This window comes from Pseudomonas sp. NPDC089401 (assembly GCF_044749485.1).
Taxonomy (GTDB): Bacteria; Pseudomonadota; Gammaproteobacteria; order Pseudomonadales; family Pseudomonadaceae; genus Aquipseudomonas.
This window is the reverse complement of sequence record NZ_JBIVIA010000005.1, coordinates 68396-91773: the sequence shown is the minus strand read 5'-3', so window position 1 is coordinate 91773 and position 23378 is coordinate 68396. Positions and strand designations below refer to the sequence as shown.

The 23378-nt window shown below is 66.8% G+C and carries 15 protein-coding genes; 9 read left to right on the top strand and 6 right to left on the bottom strand.

Annotation, left to right across the window (positions count from 1 at the left end; genetic code table 11):
* Positions 1 to 20: 20 nt before the first annotated feature.
* The 5 genes from ACIP21_RS13510 to pgm all read left to right on the top strand — a co-directional run bounded on the left by ACIP21_RS13510 (position 21) and on the right by pgm (position 8385).
* Positions 21 to 1403 carry a hypothetical protein gene (locus ACIP21_RS13510; RefSeq protein ID WP_400688164.1) on the top strand — a complete coding sequence of 461 codons (1383 nt, stop codon included), beginning with the start codon at positions 21 to 23 and terminating at the stop codon, positions 1401 to 1403.
* Complete coding sequence (locus tag ACIP21_RS13505) at positions 1400 to 2653, top strand: aminotransferase class I/II-fold pyridoxal phosphate-dependent enzyme (protein WP_400688162.1); 1254 nt, start codon at positions 1400 to 1402, stop codon at positions 2651 to 2653. Before ACIP21_RS13510 ends, ACIP21_RS13505 begins: the two co-directional genes overlap by 4 nt.
* A 100-nt stretch (positions 2654 to 2753) precedes the next feature.
* Entirely contained in the window at positions 2754 to 4403 is a 1650-nt protein-coding gene (locus tag ACIP21_RS13500) for a VRR-NUC domain-containing protein (RefSeq protein ID WP_400688160.1), read from the top strand.
* A complete protein-coding gene (locus tag ACIP21_RS13495; RefSeq protein WP_400688158.1) occupies positions 4400 to 6661 on the top strand; it encodes an ATP-dependent DNA helicase in 2262 nt (753 codons plus the stop codon). The genes ACIP21_RS13500 and ACIP21_RS13495 overlap by 4 nt, the downstream gene beginning before the upstream one ends.
* Before the next feature lie 86 nt (positions 6662 to 6747).
* On the top strand, positions 6748 to 8385 hold the full coding sequence (pgm, locus tag ACIP21_RS13490; protein ID WP_400688156.1) for a phosphoglucomutase (alpha-D-glucose-1,6-bisphosphate-dependent): 1638 nt from the start codon (positions 6748 to 6750) through the stop codon (positions 8383 to 8385).
* Between the two features lie 136 nt (positions 8386 to 8521).
* Here the strand turns inward: pgm and ACIP21_RS13485 are convergent, their stop codons facing one another.
* Entirely contained in the window at positions 8522 to 9220 is a 699-nt protein-coding gene (locus tag ACIP21_RS13485) for a pirin family protein (RefSeq protein WP_400688154.1), read from the bottom strand.
* A gap of 186 nt (positions 9221 to 9406) precedes the next feature.
* On the opposite strand from ACIP21_RS13485, the gene ACIP21_RS13480 reads away from it, so the two are divergent.
* Entirely contained in the window at positions 9407 to 11911 is a 2505-nt protein-coding gene (locus ACIP21_RS13480) for a UvrD-helicase domain-containing protein (RefSeq protein ID WP_400688152.1), read from the top strand.
* Between the two features lie 5 nt (positions 11912 to 11916).
* Here the strand turns inward: ACIP21_RS13480 and ACIP21_RS13475 are convergent, their stop codons facing one another.
* Complete coding sequence (locus ACIP21_RS13475) at positions 11917 to 16779, bottom strand: dermonecrotic toxin domain-containing protein (protein ID WP_400688150.1); 4863 nt, start codon at positions 16777 to 16779, stop codon at positions 11917 to 11919.
* 195 nt (positions 16780 to 16974) lie between these two features.
* Between ACIP21_RS13475 and ACIP21_RS13470 the strand changes: the two genes are divergently transcribed.
* The 3 genes from ACIP21_RS13470 (at position 16975) to ACIP21_RS13460 (ending at position 20265) form a co-directional block, all read left to right on the top strand.
* Positions 16975 to 17901, top strand: a complete 927-nt coding sequence (locus ACIP21_RS13470; RefSeq protein ID WP_400688148.1) for an alpha/beta fold hydrolase — start codon at positions 16975 to 16977, stop codon at positions 17899 to 17901.
* Positions 17902 to 17965: 64 nt separating this feature from the next.
* A complete protein-coding gene (locus ACIP21_RS13465; protein ID WP_400688146.1) occupies positions 17966 to 18382 on the top strand; it encodes a VOC family protein in 417 nt (138 codons plus the stop codon).
* 203 nt (positions 18383 to 18585) lie between these two features.
* On the top strand, positions 18586 to 20265 hold the full coding sequence (locus ACIP21_RS13460; protein ID WP_400688144.1) for an MFS transporter: 1680 nt from the start codon (positions 18586 to 18588) through the stop codon (positions 20263 to 20265).
* Between the two features lie 123 nt (positions 20266 to 20388).
* On the opposite strand, the gene ACIP21_RS13455 is transcribed toward ACIP21_RS13460, so the two are convergent.
* From ACIP21_RS13455 to ACIP21_RS13440, 4 genes are all read right to left on the bottom strand, one after another.
* Positions 20389 to 20958, bottom strand: a complete 570-nt coding sequence (locus ACIP21_RS13455) for a hypothetical protein (protein WP_400688142.1) — start codon at positions 20956 to 20958, stop codon at positions 20389 to 20391.
* 75 nt (positions 20959 to 21033) lie between these two features.
* The gene (locus tag ACIP21_RS13450) at positions 21034 to 21420 is read right to left on the bottom strand and encodes a VOC family protein (RefSeq protein ID WP_400688140.1); all 387 of its coding nucleotides are present in this window, start codon (positions 21418 to 21420) and stop codon (positions 21034 to 21036) included.
* A 108-nt stretch (positions 21421 to 21528) separates the two neighbouring features.
* A complete protein-coding gene (locus ACIP21_RS13445) occupies positions 21529 to 22527 on the bottom strand; it encodes a transketolase family protein (protein WP_400688138.1) in 999 nt (332 codons plus the stop codon).
* A complete protein-coding gene (locus tag ACIP21_RS13440) occupies positions 22524 to 23372 on the bottom strand; it encodes a transketolase (protein WP_400688136.1) in 849 nt (282 codons plus the stop codon). Before ACIP21_RS13440 ends, ACIP21_RS13445 begins: the two co-directional genes overlap by 4 nt.
* Positions 23373 to 23378 lie beyond the last annotated feature (6 nt).

Here is a 23378-nt window from a genome sequence, read left to right as displayed (position 1 = left end):
TGAAGCCGTGAGGTGGTGCCGTGAGTGTTATTCACGATCAGGCGATGCACTATATCTACCAACAAGTGCTCGAACGCCTGTTGAAACATATGTCGAAGGCGCAGCGCGCCTCCTTGCAGCTGCTGATCCAGCGGTTGCTGGTAGCTGCCGGTGGCCCGGAGTACATCGGTAACTTCCGGCTGCTGGTGGTGCAGGGCAGCGACCGTCGCAGCGCCCGCCTGCTGGCGCTGCTGCGCGCCGCCCAGTTGAGCATCGCCGTGCGCGCGCCGGTGACCTTCAAGTTGCAGGTCATGGTGGCTTGCCTGCCTGCGGCCAGCAGTGCGCTGCTGGAACAGCACGAGCGCAGTTTCAACGCACTGTTCATGCAGGACGACCCACGGGTGCAGTTGCAGGTGCTCGGCGGTGGGCGAGTGATGCCTTTTCATCGACGCCCGGCCATCGAGAGCGGGCATTGGCCAGTGGCGCGCGACGCCCTGTTGCTGTTCGGCCACCTCATCGACGTACGCCCGGAGGCGGTGCTCGGCAGCCGTACGCACGTGGAACTGGCCGATGCCCTGCGCCTGGCGCTGGTGGGCCAAACCAGCGTCGATGCGCTGGTGACGGCGCTCCCGGAGGGCCATCGACGGCGCTTGCTGGCCTGGGCGCGCAGGGCGCTGCGCCTGTTCGGCGAGGCGGCTCCAGGCAGTGTGCAGGAATGCGCGGGCCGCCTGGCGCAGCGGCTGGGCAGGTTGCAGGAGATGGACGGCACGCCGTCGGGTCTCGACGGCATGGCCGACAACGATGAACCCGAGCAGGCGCCAATACGGGTCCTGGCCCTCGACGACCTGCTGCCCCAGTTGTTGAGTGAAGGCGAGCTGGACCTGGTGATGGGCTGGCGCTGCGAACCCGGGCAGGAAAGCGATCCCCTGGCGACCTTTCTCGACCCCATCGCCCTGGAGCAACTGCACGAACTGCGCTGGCGCTGTCGGGCGCCGGTCTCTCGACGGCAGGCACTGCGCCTGATTGGCCAGCCCGAATTGAACAGGGCGGCGGTGGCGCAACAGGCCCGATTCGCCAAAGCCTACGGCATCGACCAGCCCCAGCTGGTGTGCATGCTGCATAGCCCGTTTGCCAACCAGGGGCGGCGGCTCGAGGCGTTCCTGCGATGCCGCCACGCCGACATGCTGGTGGCGCTGCCCTACCTGCACCGGGCACTACAGGGCCAGCCCTGTCCCGATGCGGTCAAGGACTGGTTGGTCAACACCAGTGGCCTGCCCCTTGCGCAACTGCGGGTGATCTACGAAGGGCACCTGGACCCAGCAGTCCGGCGATTGCTGGCCCACCTTGCGCGGCGCGATGTGCAGCTGCGCTTGCTGTCCAGGGCGCCGGTGGCGCAGGCCAACTCGGCAGAGGAGACGGCTTGACCCGCAAGGTGTTCGCCTATCAGGCGGTGTACCGCTACCTGGAAGCATTGATCGACGAGGCCGGGCGGGGCGGGCAGGTGCGTCTGCCCTCGTTGCGCGCGCTGGCCAGGCGCCTGCATGTGTCATTGGCCACCGTGCAGGCTGCCTATGGCCTGTTGGAGCATGAAGGGCGGGTGCAGTCGGTGCCACGATCCGGGTATTTCGCGCGGCCTGACGGCGTTGTCGTTGGCAGCCAGGTGCCCCATGCGGACCCTGTGGCATGCGCACGGCCTGGTCTGGAACGTACCCTGCTTGCCCACGAACGACGCCTGGCGCGGCTGCGTCCCCTTCCGGAGCCCCCCGCCGGCGCAGGCTTGCGTCAGGCCTTGGCGGAACGCTACACGCGTTCCTCCAGGCAGTGCTGGCGTCCCGAGCAGGTGCACCTGGGGCCGGATCTGCAGGCATTGCTGGAAACGTTGCTGGCGGCATTGGCCCTGCGCGGCAGCACGGTGCTGGTGGCCTCGCCCTGCTGCTGGCGGCTGCTGCGCATCCTGCGCTGCGCCGGCCTGCAGGTGCGGGAAGTCGCTCTGCAGGCCCAGGGTGGGTTCGACCTGGCTCGATTGGCAACGCAACTGGCTGACCCCCTGGTACGCCTGGTGATCGTGCCCTCGTGCCTGGGCAACCCGAGCGGGAGCCTCATGGCCCGACAAGAACAGCAGCAGCTCGCTTGCCTGCTGGCCGAGCATCCGGTCTGGCTGCTGGAGAACGACCTCGACAGCGAGCTCTGCTTCAGTACCCCGCGCTGTGCACGCCTGCGCGACTGGGCCGACCCGCAGCGCTTGCTGGTGCTGGGGTCGCTGGAGGTCTCGGTGGGTGCCGAGGCGCCCTATGCCTACGTGCTGAGCGAGCATGCGGCGTTGGCCGACGCCTTCGCCGAGCGCGGCTTCCAGCTGCCGCCGTTGCGTCAGCAGGCGCTGGCGAGAATGTTCGCCAAGGGCGAGATCGATGGGCATCTGGGCCGTTTGCGTGTGGAGCTGCAAGGGCGCATGGAGCTGCTCTGCCAGCAGGTGCGGGCATGCCTGGGCGGGCAGGTCGCGTTCACCCGGCCGCAGGGTGGCCGCACGCTCTGGTTGCGCCTGCTGGAGCCGATGACGCCTGGCCAGGTCATGGCCGAGCTGTCGGACACGGACTGCTGTGTCCTCGCGGGCGAGCGGTTCGGCGTGCAAGGACATTATCGGCAGTACCTCGCCGTGCGCACCAAGGCAGAATGACACCATTCGTCGGTGGCCGGTTCATACGTCCCGGGGCGCTTGCCACGGCTGAGGGTCTGTATGTATAAACAGTGCTTCCGCCCACTGCCGAATGCGTCTCGTGATTGCCCATTCCGTCGATGACCCGTTGTATTACCTGCACAATTTCCGCCAGGTCCTGCGCTGGGTCGAACACCGCTATGCCGACCTGCTCGATACCCAGGAGCTGGCCTTTCTGCAGGCCTTTGCCACGCTGGTGGAACCGTCACAGGCGCTGATGGTGCGGATGGTCATGCGCAAGGGCGAACTGTTTCGCAGCGACCGCCTGGACTATGCCGAGATAGGTGACACCGGGCACGCCCTGGCACCGCTTCTGGCCTTGGGGTGGGTGCGCGAACCCGAGGATCTCAGCCTCGAGCAATTGTTTGCGCTGCTGCGCAAGGACGAACTGGCCGAAGGCTTCGCCGGCCTGCTCGAGCGGCCACGGGCCGCCAAGGGTGACCTGCTGGCGCAGTTGCAACCGCTGGGGCTGGGCCCCAGGCCCTTGGCCCAGTGGTTTGCCCAGGTGCCGGTGGGCATCCTGCAATGGTGCCTGCAACCGTTGTGCGATCGCATGCGCCTGCTGTTCTTTGGCAACCTCTACCAGGGTTGGTCGGACTTCGTGCTGGCCGACCTGGGCCTGCTGCGCTACGAGCAGGTGGCGTTCAGCGCCGATTCGCGTGCCCTGCGCCGGCGCGACGAAGTCGACCTGGCCATGGCCCTGCACCAGTGTGCCGAACGCCTGGAGCAGGGCGAGGCGCCGGCGTCGATCCTGGCCATGCTCGATGGCCTGCCCATCGACAACCCCTGGCTGGCGCAGCGCCATGGGCGCCTGTTGTTCGCCCTGGGCCAGCAGTGCGAGCGCCTGGGCGATTGGGACCAGGCTTTGGCGGTGTATGCGCGCAGCAACCATGCCCAGGCGCGCATCCGCCAGGTGCGGGTGTTCGAGCGCAGCGAACGCTGGCAACAGGCGCACGCACTGGCGCTGGCGCTGGCCGCTGCGCCGCTCAACCCCCTCGAGGCACAGGCCCTGCAGCGCATGCTGCCGCGCCTGGCGCGCAAGCTCGGCGGGCCGCCGCAGGCGCGCAGGCGTGCGGCCGCCCCGCAGGTGATCGAGCTGGAACTGCCGCAGGCGGCAGCGGCGCTGGGGGTCGAGGAGGCTGTGCGGCAACACCTGGTGCAAACGGGCGGGCAGGCGCATTACGTCGAGAACACGCTGTTCAACAGCCTGTTCGGCCTGTTGTGCTGGGACGCTGTGTTCGCCCCGGTCCCCGGCGCGTTCTTCAACCCTTTCCAGGCCGCGCCGCAGGACCTGCACGACGGCGATTTCCAGCAGCGCCGTGCCGCGCTGTTCGACACCTGCCTTGGCCGTCTCGACGATGGCTCGCATCGCCAGGCCATCCTGGCGTGCTACGCAGCCAAGCAGGGTCTGCAATCACCTTTCGTGTTCTGGCCCATGCTCAGCGAAGACTTGCTCGACCAGGCCCTGGCTTGCCTGCCGGCCGCACACCTGAAGCACTGCTTCCTGCGCCTGCTGCAAGACATCCGCAACAACCGCACCGGCATGCCCGACCTGATCCAGTTCTGGCCGGAGCAAGGGCGTTACCGCATGGTCGAGGTCAAGGGGCCGGGGGACCGCCTGCAGGACAACCAGCTGCGCTGGCTGGAGTTCTGCGCCGAACAGGGGTTGCCCGTGGCCGTCTGCCATGTGCGCTGGAGCGCGCCTGAGTGACCTTTCGCGTCGCTGTGCGGGCGCTGTGCGAGTTCAGCGCCAAGGTGGGTGACCTGGACCTGCGCTTCACCCCGTCGCCCACGGCCCTCGAGGGCATCGAAGGCCATCGCCGGGTGGTGGCCCGGCGCAGCGCCGGCTACCTGTCGGAGATCGCCCTGGAAGGCGAGTACCAGGGCTTGCTGGTGCGCGGTCGTGCCGATGGCTATGACCCGCAGGCCAACCGCCTGGAAGAGATCAAGACCTACCGCGGCGACCTGGCGCGCCAGCCGGCCAACCACCGCCAGCTGCACTGGGCCCAGGCCAAGGTCTACGCCTGGCTGCTGTGCCAGGCACGGCAGCTGGCGCAGATCGAGGTGGCGCTGGTGTACCTGGATGTCGACACCGACCACCAGACCCTGATCAGCGAGCAGCATGGCGCCGCGACGCTGCAGGCATTCTTCATCGACCAGTGCCAGCGCTTCCTGGCCTGGGCCCAGGCCCAGCAACAGCGCCTGGGCGAGCGCGACCTGGCGCTGCAGGCGCTGGGCTTTCCCTACCCGCAGTTTCGCCAGGGGCAGCGGCAACTGGCCGAAACCCTGTACAAGGCGGTCAGCACGGGGAGATGCCTGATGGCCCAGGCCAGCACCGGCATCGGCAAGACCCTCGGCACGCTGTTCCCGCTGCTCAAGGCCATGGTCCCGCAGCAACTCGACAAGCTCTACTTCCTCACGGCCAAGACCCCGGGCCGGGCCTTGGCCCTGGACGCCTTGCGGCAGATCACCGCGGCATCTGCGCAACCGGCCTTGCGAGCCCTGGAACTGGTAGCCCGGGACAAGGCCTGCGAGCATCCGGACAAAGCCTGCCATGGCCAGTCCTGCCCCTTGGCCCAAGGGTTCTACGACCGCCTGCCGGCCGCACGCGAGGCCGCCGCCGGCGTGCCGCTGCTGGACCGCGAAGGCCTGCGCCAGGTGGCCCTGGCGCATCAGGTCTGCCCGTACTACCTGGGCCAGGAGATGGCGCGCTGGGTGGATGTGCTGGTGGCCGACTACAACTACTATTTCGACGCCCATGCCTTGCTTTTCGGCCTGGCCCAGGTCAACCAGTGGCGGGTGGCGGTGCTGGTGGACGAGGCGCACAACCTGGTCGAGCGTGGCCGCGGCATGTACAGCGCCAGTCTCGACCAGGGTCAGTTGCTCGCGCTCCGGCAGCGCAAGCCCGTGGGCCTGGTCGGCGCCCTGGACAGGCTCAATCGCCAGTGGAATGCCCTGTACAAGGCGCAGCACGCACCTTACCAGGCCAGCGAACAGCTGCCGCAAGCCTTCTTGAAGGCCTTGCAGCAGTGCATCGGGCTGATCCAGGAGCGCCTCAACGAAACACCCACCGAAGTTGATCCCCAGGTGCTGCAGTTCTTCTACCAGGCGCTGCAGTTCAGCCGGGTCACCGACCTGTTCGATGCGGATTTCCTGTTCGATGTCAGCCTGCGCGAGGGCCCGCGCAAGCGGCGCCTGGCCACGCTGTGCCTGCGCAATGTCTCGCCGGCGCGGCTGCTCGCCCCGCGCATGCAGGCGGCGCGCAGCGTGACGCTGTTCTCCGCCACCTTGAGCCCCCGGCATTTCTACCGCGACCTGCTCGGCATGCCGGCCGACACCGCCTGGCTGGAGGTCGCGGCGCCGTTTCGCGCCGAGCAGCTGGATGTGCGCATCGCCAGCCACATCTCCACCCGCTACCGCGAACGGCAGGCCTCGCTGGCACCCATCGTCGAACTGATCGCCGCGCAGTACCAGCGCCTGCCGGGCAACTACCTGGCGTTCTTCAGCAGCTTCGACTACCAGCAGCAGGTCGCCACGCTGTTGGCCGAGCGCCACCCGGGCATCCCGCTCTGGGCCCAGGCGCCGGGCATGGACGAGGCCGCGCGCCAGGCCTTTCTCGACCGTTTCAAAGCGCACGGGCAGGGGGTGGGCTTTGCCGTGCTCGGCGGGGCGTTCGGTGAGGGCATCGACTTGCCGGGTAGCCGCCTCATCGGCGCCTTCGTCGCCACCCTGGGCCTGCCCCAGGTCAACCCGGTCAACGAGCAGTTCAAGCAGCGCCTGGGCCGGCAGTTTGGCGCCGGTTTCGACTATGCCTACCTGTACCCCGGCGTGCGCAAGGTGATCCAGGCGGCCGGGCGGGTGATTCGTGGCGATCAGGACCGTGGCGTGCTGGTGCTGATCGACGAGCGTTTCGCCGAGCCACGGGTGCAGCAGATGTTCCCCACCTGGTGGCAAGTGGCCGGCGAATAATCCTGCAGCGCACCATCGCCTGCTGCTGAAACTCCCAGTACACTGCGAGCTCCAACACCTACATCCGTAGAACTCGAGGTTTTTGCATGACGCTCAGTCCTTTGGCAGGCAAGCCGGCTCCGGCCAGCGTGCTGGTCGATATCCCCCGCCTGCTGACCGCTTACTACACCGGCCGCCCCGACGCCGCCGTGGCAGCCCAGCGCGTGGCCTTCGGCACCTCGGGGCACCGGGGCAGCTCGTTCGACCTGAGCTTCAACGAGTACCATGTGCTGGCGATCACCCAGGCCATCTGCCTGTACCGCCAGGAGAAGGGCATCGACGGCCCGCTGTTCATCGGCGCCGACACCCACGCGCTGTCCGCCCCGGCGGCCGCCAGCGCCCTGGAAGTGCTGGCCGCCAATGGCGTGCAGGTGATGCTGTCCAAGGACGACGAATACACCCCGACACCGGCGGTGTCCCACGCCATCCTCTGTTACAACCGTGGCCGCAGCCAGGGCCTGGCCGATGGCGTGGTGATCACCCCGTCGCACAACCCGCCGCAGAGTGGCGGTTTCAAGTACAACCCGCCCAATGGCGGCCCGGCCGACAGCGACGTGACCAAGTGGATCGAGGCCAAGGCCAACGAGCTGCTCGCGGCGAACCTGGCCGGGGTCAAGCGCATCGCCCACGCCCAGGCCTTGCAGGCAGGCACCACGCAGCGTCATGACTACGTGGGCCACTACGTGGCGGACCTGGAGAACGTCATCGATTTCGACGTGATCCGCGGCGCCAACCTGCGCCTGGGTGTCGACCCGCTGGGCGGGGCAGGGGTGCGCTACTGGTCGGCGATTGCCGAGCGCTACCAGCTGAACCTGGAAGTGGTGAACACCGAAGTCGACCCGACCTTCCGCTTCATGTGCGTCGACTGGGACGGGCAGATCCGCATGGACCCATCCTCGCCCTATGCCATGCAGGGCCTGATCGGCCTGCGCGAGCGCTTCGACGTGGCCTTCGCCTGCGACCCGGACCATGACCGCCACGGCATCGTCACCCCCGACGGCCTGCTGCAGCCGAACAACTACCTGGCCGTGGCCATCGACTACCTGTATCGCTACCGTCCGCAATGGCGCGAAGATGCCGCCGTCGGCAAGACCGTGGTATCCAGCGGCTTGATCGACCGCGTTACCCGGGACCTGGGCCGCAAGCTGTTCGAAGTGCCCGTGGGCTTCAAGTTTTTCGCCCAGGGCCTGTTCGAAGGTTCGCTGGGTTTCGGTGGTGAAGAGAGCGCCGGCGCCTCGTTCCTGCGCAAGGACGGCTCGGTCTGGGCCACCGACAAGGACGGCCTGATCCCGGCCTTGCTGGCCGCCGAGATGACGGCACGCACCGGCCGCAACCCGAGCCAGGCCTACGACGACCTGACCGACAAGCTCGGCAAGCCATTCTCCACCCGCGTCGAGGCCAAGGCCGATGCGCGGCAGAAGGCGGCGCTGAGCAAGCTGGCGCCGGAGCAGGTGAAGTCGACCGAGCTGGCTGGCGAGCCGATCGTGCAGATCCTCAGCCATGCGCCGGGCAACGGCCAGGCGATTGGCGGGCTGAAAGTGATGACCGCCAACGGCTGGTTCGCCGCGCGGCCTTCGGGCACCGAGGACATCTACAAGATCTACGCCGAGAGCTTTGTCGACGAGGCGCACCTCCAGCGCCTGGTGCAAGAGGCGCAGGTGCTGGTGGATGCGGCGATAGCCTGATCGACCTGAGCGGGGCTGCCTTGCAGCCCATTCGCGGGCAAGCCCGCTCCCACAGGAGCACCACAGATTTCAAGGGCTGTGGCGTTCCTGTGGGAGCGGGCTTGCCCGCGAATGGGGCGCCGGGCCGCCCCTTCATTCATGCCACATCGACGAGCACGATCTCGCTGTCCTCGATCGCGGTCACCCGCAACACCTCTTCCTGCTCGATCGCCACACCATCGCGGCCCTTGGCACGCAACCCGTTGACCTCGACCAGCCCCTTGGCCGGCACCAGGTAACCCCGGCGCCCGGCTTCGAAGCGGTACTCGGCGCTCTCACCGGCGCGCAAGGTCGCCGCGACCAGCCGCGCATCGGCGCGGATCTGCAAGCTGTCCTCATCGCCGACACGCCCACTGGCCAGGGTCACGAAGCCTTCGCCACGCTCGCCCTTGGGGAACGGGCGCACGCCCCAGGACGGTGCGTCGCCGACCTTCTGCGGCACGATCCAGATCTGGAAGATGCGCGTATCGACTTCTTCCAGGTTGTACTCGCTGTGCACGATGCCGGTACCGGCACTCATTACCTGCACGTCGCCGGCCTCGGTACGGCCCTTGTTGCCCAGGCTGTCCTGGTGGGTAATGGCACCCTCACGGACGTAGGTGATGATTTCCATGTCGCGGTGCGGGTGCGGCGGGAAACCGCTGCCGGCGGCGATCAGGTCATCGTTCCAGACCCGCAGGTTGCCCCAGTTCATGCGCGCCGGGTCGTAGTATTCGGCGAACGAGAAGTGGTGGTGGGCGTCGAGCCAGCCGTGGTTGGCATGGCCGAGGCTTTCGAAGGGTCGCAGTTGCAGCATGGTCGTGCTCCTTGAATCAGTGGAATGAAGCCATGATGCGCCAATCAAATATCGAAAATAAGCGTAAATATCGGCTGATAAAAATCTATTAAATCGATTGATGATGGCGAAGTGGATTATGCGATTCATCGCCTAATGCACTGATCTGCAAGCATTCGCTGGCGATTTTCTGCAGATGCGGCGAACATGCCTGCTGATCTGATTTTCAACGGAGTGACCGTGGCCCACGAGCAACCCCAGGCCCCCGCCGACCTGACCCCGCCCGCCCAATTGCCCTGGTTGCGCCGCTTGGCCGCCCGCCTGCTCGGCCGCGGCCTGAGCCGCCTGCAGGCGCAGCATCGCGACTCCTGGTTTCTCGGCCATGCCACCGGCCAGCGCAGTGGCCATGCCGATGGCCTGCGCGAAGGGTTCGAGCGCGGCCGGGTGGAAGGCTATGAGGCCGGCCGCCAGGTGCTGGTGATCCGTGACGTACGCCCTGACGCTGCCGCCGTGCCGGGTCAGGACGACAACCTGTTCGACGACTGGCGCCTGCCGCTGAGCACCGAGCTGAAAAAACGCTTCAAGGCCGACGTTGCCCAGCGCCTGCCGGCCGAGGCGCAACCCAGCGTGGCACAGTGGAAGCTGATCTTCAGCGACACGCCTTCCACCTGCGTGGTGGCCGGCGCCGGCGCTGGCAAGTCGACTTCGCTGGTGCTGCGCATCCTGCTGCTGCGTCATTACCTAGGCTACGAGCTGGACGCGATGACGGTGGTCACCTTCACCCGCGAATCGCGCAAGGACTTCATCCAGCGCCTGCTGCAGGTGTTCTCCCTCTGGCAGCTCGACCTGTCGCCGGCCAGGGCACGTGAACTGGTGCGCACCTTCCATTCGCGCATCCTGCCGCTGGTGCGCAGCCTGCCCGGCTTCGACCAGGTGCGGGCGTTCGAGGCCCTGGGCAACGAAATGCCCGCCGGCGGCGAGGCCCAGGCCGAGAGCAACCCGTTCGACCTGCGCCTGAACGATGCCCAGCGCCAGCAACTCAACCAGTGCTACAGCGCACTGCTGGGCGAGAGCCCGCGCTTTGCCGAGATCATCGCCACCTTGCGCCGCGAAGCGCTTCAGCTCAAGCCGCTGGACCCCGAGCACCCGGACGTGCAGAAGCGCGTGCAGGTGACGCAACTGGCCGCCCAGCGCGACGAAGAACTGTGCGACATGATCGAGGACCTGTGGTTCGCCGCGGGTGCCTGGCCGATCAAGGGCATCGAGCCGTGCCGCGATACGCTGGCGATCCGTGGCAGCCGCTTCCATGTCCACGGCCGCCTCGAGGGCCTGGACGCCTATGTGGTGCTCGGTTTCGACCCCTCGGAAAGCGCCCAGTACCAGCGCCCCGGCGCCAAGCTGGCGGTGCGTGCGGAGTGGGCAGTCAAGCGCACCCTGTTGCAGGCGTTCTGCGACAAGCCGCTGATCTGGCTCGACAACTACACCATGGCCCGGCGCCTGGCCGCCTCGCTGGCCGGCGATGCAGTGGCCGGGCCCGGGTTCGAATACAAGGTCAAGGGTGAACTGGCGCCGGCGCCGCTGCTCGACGCGTTCGTCGGCGCGGCCAGTTTCATCGAGAACCTGGGCCTGGAAGTGAACGCCGCGGTGGCGGCCATGAGCTTCCCCGGCGGCGACCCCGACGCGCTGTTCTTCGAAGCCCTGGCTCTGTACTGGCGGGCGCTGGAAGCGCACCTGCTGGAGCAGTCGCCGCCGGTGATGAGCTACAACCGCATGTTCGCCCTGTTCGGTGAAAACAATCCGGAGAACCTGCAACTGGTCCCCGACCCGCTGCTGCGGCCGCTGGCGCACCTGATGATCGACGAGTTCCAGGACGTTTCACCGCAGATCGTCAGTTGGCTGCGCGCCAGCCTCGCTGAAATTCGCCGCCGCGGCCCAGCCCTGCATACCGGGCGCAACGCCCGGCATTCCTCGCTGATGTGCGTGGGCGATGACTGGCAGTCGATCTATGGCTGGCGCGGCAGCTCGCCGAAGTACTTCATGGAGTTCACCAAGGCCTTCCCGTCGCCGGCCAATACCCGGGTGATGCTGGTCGACAACTATCGTAGCCAGCAGCAGGTGATCGACGCCGCCGAACACCTGGTCAGGGGCACCCCGGCGATTGCCGGCAAGAAAGCCCGGGCCAGTGGCCCGGCCGCCGGGTTGCCGAACTCGCCGGTCAAGGTGTTCGACCGTGACGAGGCCGCCCTGGGTGAAACGCTGATCGAGCATTACCAGCGTGGCGAGACGGTGATGATGCTGTACCGCAAGGGCAGCGACCGGGCGCTGATGAACGAGCACCTGCAGACGGTGCTGCACGCCGAAGCCGCCTTGCCGGCCGAACAGCGCCGGCTGCGCCAGCTGACCTACCACAGCGCCAAGGGCTTGCAGGCCGATGCCGTGTTCATGCTCGGCGATTGCCAATACCTGACCAGTTCGCCCTACAAGAACCAGGCCTATCGGCAGGCCGGGCTGGGCAAGGCCGGTGATGCCCAACCGTTCGACAGCGCGCAGAAGGACGAAGTGCAGCGCCTGGCCTATGTCGCGGTCACCCGCGCGGTGCAGCATTGCTACTGGCACGTGGAGGCCGCCAATGGCGAAGCGGCGGCGGCCCCCCGGGCGTCCGGCCAGGTGGATGGCCGGCAGGCCTTTTTCGAGGACCTGCGCGGCCAATAGCAGGGTTAACGGTTGTTGAAATCCTGCTCGGCGGTGATCGCCTCGAACAGCGCCTGGCGTTGCTGTTCGCGGCAGGCCATCAGGTGGTCGAACAACTCCCTGGAGCGCTGACTGTTGAGTTCCACCCGGCGTAACTGGCCGGCTGTTCCTGCATCGGGCACCCGCTCGCCGATGGCCTTGAACACGGCGTCGTCCACCGAGGTCACGGCTTCGTTTTCAGGGTCCAGGCAGTAATCCAGGTACTCCAGGCCGCGATACCACCGTTCATCGAGCCTTGCGAACCGTTCGTGGAAGTGCGCGGCAAGGTAGCGCTGCCAGATGGGCTGTCGCGCGACCCAGGCCCTGCGCTCGCTGGCCTTGGCATCCAGCGCGAGCACGGCTTCCCGGACCCTCTCCTCGACCTGGGTCGAGATCATGGCCTCATCGTGATAGAGCATGCCTTCGCTGGTTTCAGGAAATTCCAGGTGCCGGTGCAGCGCTTGGCGCAGCGCCAGGCGTATTTCGATCAGGTCCGTGCCACGGTGCAGCAGCAGGTCGTCAGCGAGGTCATCGAGGCTGTCCAGAGGCGGCAACTCCGCCGGGCCAGGCCGGGTTTCGGCCTGGAGGCGCTCGAGCTCGAGCAGCCTGTGTTGCCGCGCGAGTCGCGCAAGCTGGATGCGCTCGCCCAAGGCATTGACCATCTCTCGGCGGTACAGGCGTCGGAAATAGCCGAACAGGTAGAACGGTCGGTCTGCCTCCAGGGCAATGGTGTCGAACGTCTGCGCTTCAAGCTCCAGCGCACTGAAGCCATCGGCCCCCGCGTCTCCACAGGTGGGCGGGTAGTCTTGTGCGACCTGCTGCAGATGCTCGCGCAGTGCCTGGTCCCGGCCGGCCTGTTCGAGCAGGCGCCAGACCTGGTTGTTCATCCTTTGCCAGTTGTCTCGGGCCTGGGCAGAATTCGCCGCGCGCTCGATGACTTCGCGCAAGTGGTCATTGTCCTCGTCCTCGAACAGCGCCTGCCACAGCTGCCGTTGTTGCGCATCGGCCTGCTCGAGCCAACCGGCATCGGCGTCGTCCGACAGATCGCTGTCGATCTCGACACCGGTGGCGCGCAGCAGCCGATTGCTCTCGGCGTCGAGGTTGTTGTCATGAAAGTCCCAGAAGCCAAAGCGGCTGTCCGCGCGCAGGGCTTCGGCGTAGGGGCTTGCGAGAATACCGCCGAGGTCATCGACCTGGCTGATCGGGTTGTAGCTCAGGTTCAGGTGGCGCAACCGGGGTTCGGCTTGCTGCATCAGTGGGCTGAGGCCCGGTGGCCACGTTTGCAGGCTGCAGTTGCCCAGTTGCAGGTTCCTCAGCTGCACCAGCCCGGTCAGGTCGGGCGGGTAGTGCAGCGGGTTGTTGGTCATGCGCAGGTCGCTCAGGGTGCTCAGCCGCGCGAAACCCGACGCCAGGGTTTCGTCCAGCGCAATATGGTTGTCTTCCAGGTCGAGTGCTTCCAGCGGCAGCTGCGCAAACACGTCCAGGTCGGCGGTCTCCAGCTGCAGGGTGTTGCGGCGCAGGCTCAAACGGTGCAAGCGCGTCAGCCTGCCCAGGCTCTGGCGCATCGGGTTGGTCAAATGCCCTATGCCGTTGCCCCCCAGCTCCAGGGCTTCGAGATTCGGCGCGAACGCGAGGGCCTCGAACACGCCGCCGAAGTCCAGCTCGGGGCTTTGCACCAGGCGCAAGGTGCGCAGGCTGGGAAAACTCTGGAAGAAGTCTGCCGGGATGTGCCGGATGCCGATCCGGCGAATGCTCAACGTGGTGATGTGATCGAACCGGGCCGGCAGCGAGGGCAGCGCGTCGACCTCCAGGGCGTCGAGTGTCAGGCTGTCGGGGTCGTCCCGGCGCCAGGCCGCATTGATGCGCTGGCGTACCTGCGCGCGCCCCTCACGCTGGTTTTCAGCGCCCTCGCTCTGCCATCGACGCAGCATGCTGTCGAGGTTGTCGCGTTCCAGCGTCAGCGCGCTGATCTGTGCCCCCACATCACCGCGCTGGCGCAGCTGGCGCAGGATGGCACTGCGCTGGACGCCGTTCAGGCTAGGGTACAGGGCGCGCAAGCGGCGCCCCACCGGGTTGAACCAGTGCAACCCGCCACTGAGCGGGTAGCCAATGCGCCCGTGCGCCAGGCGCATCGGCGAGCGATAGCCAGGCCTGATCGGTTGTTGTCCGATCAGTTTGGCCGCATGGGGCCGGTCGGCAGCTGCGAGCGCGTACCGTTGCCTGGCGTCGGCCGCCGGATGCTCGGTGGCGATGGCGGCGTCCAGCACCGCGCTGTCAGGGCTGGCCAAGGCCGGGCGATACAGCCCTAGCAGCGCCCTGTCCAGGCGCGCCCGCGCCTGCAGGCTCCGGGCTTCTTCGGCAACCCGCAGGGGCACTCTGCCGCTGGCCAGGTGCGTGCGCTCGCTGGCGTCGACATGCGCCATGATCGCCTCCACGGCGCGCCGGGGCAGTCCTGGAAACTGCCTGGCCAATACCTGGGCCGGGGCCGGGAGTGGAGACTGGTGTTGCGTGTAGAACCGTTCAAGCAGCTGTGCACGGTGTTGCTGCAGGTACTGCGCGAGTTTGTCGCTCAGTGCCTGGCCTGGGTCTGTGGCGGCAATGCGCTCGGGCAATAGCCCTTGCAACGACGCTTGGTCCAGTTGCGCTGCGACCCTGGCACCCAGCGTTCCGGCATCCAGCTCGCTGCGGTTGAGTTCAATCTCCACCGGGAAGGCGCCAGGGGGAGCGTTGCCATATCGCGTGCTTGCCCCCCAGTTTTCCGGCCCGTGGTAGGCCTTGATCACATAGCGTTCAGGCCAGCCGTCGAGTTCGGTCAGGCAGGGCAGTGCGAAGTTCTTGTAGGCGTTGATCGGGGCCTGATCACGCACACGCCGCAGCAGCTCGTCAACCTGCTGGTCAGATTTCAGCCGTTCGAGCAGGTCGGCCAGCAACGCCGGTGGCCGCTGGCCCGCCAGCTGGGTATGACGCAAGCTCGCGTCCTGCTCGCCCGCGCAGGTCAGCGCTGCCTGCAGCGCCTCGTCGCCCAGGCCCTCGCTGATCGGCCCCATGCGCCTGAGCAGCTGGCCCTGGTCCCATTCCACCGGGCTTTCATGCAGGCCGCGCCATGCCCCTTCACCGTTGTCCAGCAGGGGCGGCCGGTAGGCTTGGGGATCGCGCGGGTGGGCGATGCGCCACTGGCCATGCTCATGCTGCTGCTCGAAGAGCCGGGCATCCATCCGCACGAAGTGACGGCCCTCCACCGTGAAGCGGCCCTGGTGGTCGGCCTCGACCTGTTGCGGGATCGAAGTGTCGCTCGCATAGGCCTCCAGGCTGCCGCTCCACAGGTAGGCCTTGCTCTGCTTGACGATGCTCTGCAGGCTGTCGACGAAGCCGGATGCCTTGAATACCGCCGCACCCGCGCCGACGGCGGCGACTACGCCGACGTTGAGCAACACTGACTCCAGCTGCGCCAGGGCCTGCGCGTTGTCACCTTCCTCCCAGGCGCTGACACCCTCGAAGACACTCTCCATGATCTGCGCCGCACCCAGGGTCAGCATGATCGGGTTCAGGCAGGGGACCAGCATGGCGGCGACATTGAGCAGGGTAAAACCCATGTCGAGCCAGTGTTCCAGGTTGCGCTGACGTACCCGGGCGTCCACCTCGGCGGTGGGGACCGCTATCGACCGTGCATCTGCCCTGAGCCGGACCTGGTGAGCCGATTCCAGCGCGGCCCAAGGGCGGTTTGGCCGTGGGAGCTCGCGCGCATCCAGGTGCAGCGCGTCGTGCGGGCCCAGGGCATCGGCCTGCTGCGCCTCGGGATGGCTGAACAGTGCGCGCCTGAGGTGCTCGTTCAGTTCCGCTTGCTGGGCCTGCAAGGCGAGGCCGACAAAGCGCTTGCGATAATCCTCCTGCAACAGCCGGGCGTGCAGCTGCCGGTGCGCTTCGCCAAGCGAGGCGAATGCGCTGAGCGGGTCGTCGCTCGCGGGGTCGTAGACAAACACAGGCCCTTGCTGGCCGGCTGGCTCCGACGCGATGAAGAGCATTTCATGCAGGGGAATGCCGAATGGCATCAGTTGCCAGCAATTCAGGGTGCGCCCTTTGTAGTGGGCGGGGGTGGCCATGTCGGCGGCCAGCGAATGCAAGGCGGCGGCCCCATCGAGGTCGATCAGGCCCTTGCAGCCGGCAATACGGACCTGTACCCGGAACTCATCGCGGCGGGCCTGCACGGCCAGGGCGTGGATCTGGCTGGCCTGCGGGCCCGCGAAGACGTCATCCAGGTGCTCCTGGTAGCGCTTGCCCAGGTCCAGTGCCCGACAGTGCGTGATGAAGTCGGGCAGTGACAGGTCGAGGATCGGCACGGGGTCCTGGCGACTGCGCCGCAGGTAACTGAGCCGCGTGCTGTCGTGAACACCTTCGAAATTGTGCAGCGCCGCTTCCAGCAGGCTGCGGTATTGAGGGTCGCCCTTGGCCACCACCGCCCCCGTTTCGCCGGGCGCTGGCTTGCCAGACGGCAGGCCGACCGGTTGTTCGATGGTCGTAGGCTGGTGCACGTACTGCGCCTGGCTCACCGGGATGTCCAGCTGCAGTTGCTGCTGCAGCAGCGGGGCGCAGTATTCATGGATGCCTTTGAGACGGGCCAGGGCCGTTTGCAATGCCGTGCGGCTGTCGTCGCGCACGGCGATGGCCCGTTGCAAGGCTTGCTGGTCGAGGTGGTCGGCCTGGCTGAACCAGGGGTAGGGCACGCCATCGGTATCCAGGTAGTCCTTGCGCAGGCTTTGCAGGGTCCGGCTGGCATGCTCGGGGTGCAACGCCTTGCTCCATTCGGGCAGTGTGCGAACGATCTGTGACAGGTGGAACGGGACGGATGTCATGTGGCTCTCCAGTGTCGGGAGCGGCCATCAGGCGCCGGATTGCCCGAGCCCAGGTGGTACATAGTTGCCCGGCGTGAGCGTCGGTGACGCGTATGTACCTGTCGGCGACGGACCAGCGGCCGCCGGCTGGCTGGGCCAAGGTAGGTTGCCGGCCTGACGAGAACCCGCCAGGCATCCGTCAGGGAGATAAGCGCCATGCGCACGCCATTGCACCCCAAGGATCATCTGCTGGACCTGGACGGCATCGAGATCGCCGTGCGTACCTGGGGGCCGGAGGATGGCATCCCGGTGCTGGCCCTGCATGGCTGGCTGGACAATGCCGCTTCGTTCGAGCGCCTGGCACCGCTGCTCGATGGCTGTTTCGTGGTGGCACCGGACCTGGTCGGCCATGGCCGCTCCGACCATCGCCGCCATGACAGTGGCTACTACCTGTGGGAGCACGCCGAAGACATGCTGGCGGTGACCGACAGCCTGGGCCTGGCGCAATTTCATGTGCTGGCCCATGGCATGGGCACCGGCATCGCTTCGCTGCTCGCGGCGATGACCAGCGGCATCGCCAGCATGATCTTTCTCGATGGGATCGGCGCCCCGTTTACCGTGGCCGAGGATGATCGCGTGCAGCACCTGGCGCGCGCCTACCGCCTCAAGAAAATGGTCAAGCGCAGCCAGCTGCAGGGTTTTGCCGAAGCCGACGGCAGCCGCTTCGACAACCTGGAGACCGCACTCGAGCAACGGCGCAAGCGCCTGGATGGCGAGCTGAGCGAAGACGCCGCACGGTTGCTGGCCATGCGCGACCTGCTGCAGCTGGCCGAAGGTTATTGCTGGCGCCACGACCCGCGCCTGGTGCTGCCCGAGCCCATGCCGCTGACCGAACGCGAGGCGTGCGACCTGCTGCGGGAAATCCGCTGCCCGCTGTACCTGATGTTCGGCCGGCAGGGCGCGTTCACCGGCAACGGTTTCGAACAGCGCCAGGCTGCCTTGCCGGGCCAGGCCAAGGTGTCCTGGCACCCCGGTGGGCACCATTTCCACCTGGAGGCGCCGGACCGGGCGCTGGTCGACCAGATCCTGCGCATCCTCGCCCGCCATGAGGGTGGACTGCTGCAGCGCCTGGTGAACCAGTAGCGGGCCATGGTCGGCACGCCTGGTCCTGGGCTATGGTGGCAACGTCCACCCAAGGAGACCTGCCATGCGACCGTTCACCCTCAAGCATATCGATCATCTGGTCCTGCGGGTCGGTGACCTGCCGCGCAGCGTGGCGTTCTACCGTGACCTGCTGGGGTGCACGGTCAGCCGCGAACGCCCGGACCTGGGCATGGTTCACCTGGCCACTGGTACGGCAATGATCGACCTGGTGAGCCTCGATGGCCCCCTGGGGCAGCCCGGGGGCGCCGCACCGGGCGCCCAAGGGCGCAACCTGCATCACTTCTGCCTGCGCATCGAGCCGTTCGACGAGGCAGCCCTGACGACGTACCTGGAGGCGGCCGGCGTGTCAGTCGAGCCCGCCGAAAAACGCTACGGCGCCGAAGGCGAAGGCCTGTCGCTGTATTGCTTCGACCCCGATGGCAACCAGGTCGAACTCAAGGGGCCGGTCGCTGCGGCGTGACGCCGGGCAGGCCGATAGCGAGCGCCGATGCTGGCATGTGGATATTGCGGCAAAGCCGATTATGCTTGAGTTACCTGCTGCGATCCGAGGCGGCCAGCCTCGTCGTGCTTCGCGCAAGCAATGCAAGCCCTGAGGCCTGGGTGCGACGGTGAAATAGGTGTGAGGTACTCCGGCCTGCGATCACGACAAGACGGAGGCAACCCATGGCGGTTCTCGACAGCGCATCCACGGGCAGTAGCGCGCCCCAACGGGGCATCACCAAGGAGGAGCGCAAGGTCATCTTCGCCTCCTCGCTGGGCACCGTGTTCGAATGGTACGACTTCTACCTCTACGGCTCGCTGGCGGCGATCATCGCCAAGCACTTCTTCGCCGGCGTCAATGAAACCACCTCGTTCATCTTTGCCTTGCTGGCGTTCGCCGCCGGCTTTGCCGTGCGGCCATTCGGCGCGATCGTGTTCGGCCGCCTCGGCGACATGATCGGGCGCAAGTACACCTTCCTCATCACCATCGTCATCATGGGCGTGTCCACCGCCGTGGTGGGGTTGCTGCCGAGCTACGCGACGATCGGCGTGGCGGCGCCGGTCATCCTCATCACCCTGCGCCTGCTCCAGGGCCTGGCGCTGGGCGGCGAGTATGGCGGTGCGGCGACCTACGTGGCCGAACACGCACCCAAGGGCCGGCGAGGCTTCTTCACCGCCTGGATCCAGACCACCGCGACCCTCGGCCTGTTCCTCTCGCTGCTGGTGATCCTGGCCTGTCGCACCGCCATGGGCACCGAGGCGTTCGAAGCCTGGGGCTGGCGTGTGCCGTTCCTGCTGTCGATCCTGCTGCTGGCGGTGTCGGTCTACATCCGCCTGCAGCTCAACGAGTCGCCGGTGTTCATGAAGATGAAGGCCGAGGGCAAGGCCTCGAAGGCGCCGCTGACCGAATCGTTCGCCCGCTGGGACAACCTCAAGGTGGTGATCATGTCGCTGCTGGGCGGCACCGCCGGCCAGGCGGTGGTGTGGTACACCGGGCAGTTCTATGCGTTGTTCTTCCTCTTGCAGATGCTCAAGATCGACCCGCAGACCGCCAACTTGCTGATTGCCGGCTCCTTGCTGATCGGCACGCCGTTCTTCATCTTCTTCGGCAGCCTGTCGGACCGCATCGGTCGCAAGAAGATCATCATGGCCGGCTGCATCATCGCCGCGCTGACCTATTTCCCGATCTTCAAGGCGCTGACCGAGTACGGCAACCCGGACGTGTTCGTCGCCCAGGAGCAGAACCCGGTGGTGGTGCTCGCCGACCCTGGCCAGTGCGCGTTCCAGTTCGACCCGGTGGGCAAGGCCAGGTTCGCCAGCTCCTGCGACATCGCCAAGAGCCTGCTGGCCAAGCGCGCGATCCCGTATACCAACCAGGCCGCCGAGCCTGGCAGTGTGGCGCAGATCCGTATCGGTGAACGGGTGATCCCCAGCTTCGACGGCACCCAGCTTGCCGCCGCAGACCTGAAAACCCAAAGCGATGCCTTCACGGCGACCATGGGCGCTGCGCTGAAGGAAGCGGGCTACCCGGAAAAGGCCGATCCGGCCAAGATCCACTACCCGATGGTGCTGTTGCTGCTGACCATCCTGGTGATCTACGTGACCATGGTCTATGGGCCGATCGCCGCGTGGCTGGTGGAGCTGTTCCCGGCGCGCATCCGCTATACCTCGATGTCGCTGCCGTACCACATCGGCAACGGCTGGTTCGGCGGCTTCCTGCCGACCGTGGCGTTCGCCATGGTGGCGGCGACCGGGGACATCTACTACGGGCTGTGGTACCCGATCGTGATCGCGGTGATGACGGCGGTGCTGGGGATCTTCTTCATGCCGGAGACCAAGGACCGCGACATCAATCATGCCTGACCTGATGTAGGCAGGTCCGGCCTCTTCGCGGCTGAAGCCGCTCCCACAGGTACAGCGCAGCCCCTGGGGCAGTCCCTCCTGTGGGAGCGGCTTTAGCCGCGAAGAGGCCGGCACAGGCAGACATCAATCGAAATACCCCCGCAGGGTAAAGGCATACCCGGTATCCACGCCTTTGGCCTCACCCCGGCTCCAGCGCTTCTTCATCACGAACTCGAATGCCGGCTCGTACACCCCATCGCGGATCAGCGCTCCCGCCAGCACCTCGACGTCATACCAGCCATTGTCCAGCTCGATGATCGGTCGCCCCGGCACCTGGTAGCGCGCCATCAGGTCACCCAGGGTCTTGGGGGTGAAGTGCTGCAGCACGCGCCAGGTGTAGAGCATCACCGCGCGGTGCTCGACCTGCAGCACATAGCCGTTGCGCCGGTGCTTGAGGCGGCTGCCGGGTTCGAGCAGGGCAGGCGTGTCGCCGTCGAGGGTGAAGAGGATGTGGTAGGGCAGGTTGTCGACCCCGGCCAGGGGCAGCACCACGCCCTCGGCCACTGCCTTGTCGCCGCTGTCGTTGCGGGTGAATTCGCGGGCCAGGTCGTCGGACAGGTGGTTTTCGTGTTTGAAACGGTCGAGCAGCTGGATATCGCCCAGCAGGAAATAGTCGACCAGATCGTTGAGCACTTCGCTGAATTCGTGGCGCATCTTTTTTCCTTGTTCTGGCGCACGGGATACAGCTGCAATGTAGCCAATGGCAGCAACGGCTGCCACAGGCGCGGCTCAGTGTTTCTGGGCGATCTGGATCAGGTTGCCGCAGGTGTCGTCGAACATGGCGACGGTGACCGGGCCCAGGCGCGTGGGCTCCTGGGTGAACACCACGCCGGCATTGCACAGGCGGATGTATTCGGCCTGAATATCGCGTACCCCGAACGAGGTCGCCGGGATGCCATCCGCTCTCAGCGCGGCCTTGTAGACCTTGGCCGCAGGGTGCACGTCGGGCTCCAGCAGCAGCTCGACGCCGTTGGGGTCGCTGGGCGAGGTGAGCGTCAGCCAGCGATGCTGGCCCATGGGGATGTCCTGCTTGGGCATGAAACCCAGCACGTAATGGTAGAACGCCAGGGCTTTGGCCTGGTTGTCGACGAGAATGCTGGTGACAACGATCTTCATAGGCGAACACCGTTCCTGGGGGTTTATCTACCAGTAAAGACGCTCTGGCCTGTTACACAAGCCCTCCTGCGGGAGCGGCAAAGCCCCCGCAGGTATCCCCCAGTAGTTTTACAGCCAGGCTTTGATCTGCCGCGCCACCGCCTCGGTGGAAATGCCATAGCGGTCATGCAAGGTCGGCAACGCGCCGGCATCGAGGAACGCATCCGGCAGGGCGATCTGGCGGAAGGTCGGGGTCACGCCATTGCGCAGCAGCACGCCCGCCACCGCCTCGCCCAGGCCGCCGACGATGGAGTGGTTCTCCGCCGTCACCACCAGCCGCCCCGGCTTGCGCGCCTCGGCCAGGATCGTCGCCTCGTCCAGCGGCTTGATGGTCGGCACGTGCAGCACCGACACATCCACCCCGTCCTTGTGCAACTGCTCGGCCGCCTCCAGCGCGCGCATGGTCATCAGCCCGCTGGCGATCACCAGCACGTCGCGCCCGCCGCGCACCACCTGGGCCTTGCCCAGCTGGAAGCGGTAGTCGTAGCGGTCCAGCACCAGCGGCACGTTGCCGCGCAGCAGGCGCATGTACACCGGGCCCTGGTGGGCAGCGATGGCGGGCACGGCCTGCTCGATCTCCAGCGCGTCGCACGGGTCGACCACCATCAGGTTGGGCATGGCGCGCATGATCGCCAGGTCATCGGTGGCCTGGTGGCTGGGGCCGTAGCCGGTGGTCAGGCCGGGCAGGGCGCAGACGATCTTGACGTTGAGGTTTTCCTCGGCGATGGCCATGCAGATGAAGTCGTAGGCGCGCCGCGAGGCGAATACCGCGTAGGTGGTGGCGAACGGGGTGAAGCCTTCCCGGGCCATGCCGGCGGCGGCGCTCATCAGCAATTGCTCGGCCATGCCCATCTGGTAGAAGCGGCTCGGGTGGGCCTTGGCGAAGACGTGCAGGTCGGTGTACTTGGACAGGTCGGCGCTGAGGCCGACGATGTCCTGGCGTTGCTCGGCCAGCGCGCTGAGTGCGTGGCCGAACGGTGCCGGGCGGGTCGGTTGGCCTTCGGCGGCGATCGAGGCGATCATCGCCGAGGTGGTCAGGCGTTTGGCGGTGGTGGTCTGGCTGTTCATGCGCGGCTCCCGGCGTCCAGTGCTTGCAGGGCGAGGTCCCATTCGTGCTCGTCGACCCGGATGAAGTGGGTCTTGTCGCGGTTTTCGAGGAACGGCACGCCCTTGCCCATGCGCGTGTCGCAGACAATCACCCGCGGTTGTGCGCCACTGTGGGCGCGGGCCTGGTCGAAGGCCTCGACCAGGGCGTCGAGGTCATTGCCGTCGACCCGCTGGACGAACCAGCCAAAGGCCTGCCAACGCTCGACGATGGGCTCGAAGGCGAGGATCTCGCTGGAATGGCCGTCGGCCTGCTGGTTGTTGACGTCGATGATGGCGATCAGGTTGTCCAGCTGCCAGTGGCTGGCCGACATCGCCGCCTCCCAGGTCGAACCTTCGTTCAGTTCGCCATCGGACAGCAGGTTGTAGACCCAGCTGGCCGAGCCTTTGCGCTTGAGCCCGAGGCAGGCGCCGACGGCGATGCCCAGGCCGTGGCCGAGGGAGCCGCCGGTGATTTCCATGCCGGGGGTGTAGGCCGCCATGCCAGACATCGGCAGGCGGCTGTCGTCGCAGCCGTAGGATTCCAGCTCGTCCTCGGCGATCACCCCGGCCTCGATCAGCGCGGCGTAGAGGGCGATGGCGTAGTGGCCGATCGACAGGTAGAAGCGGTCGCGCTGTTCCCATTCTGGGTTGGCCGGGTCCAGGCGCAGGGCGTGGAAGTAAGCCACGGCCAGCAGGTCGGCGGCGCCCAGGGCCTGGCCGATGTAGCCCTGGCCCTGGACCTGGCCCATGCGCAGGGCGTTGCGGCGGATGTTGTGGGCGCGCGCAGCCAGAGGCCGCGCACCCGGAGTAGCGGGTACGGTGTTCATGGGTGA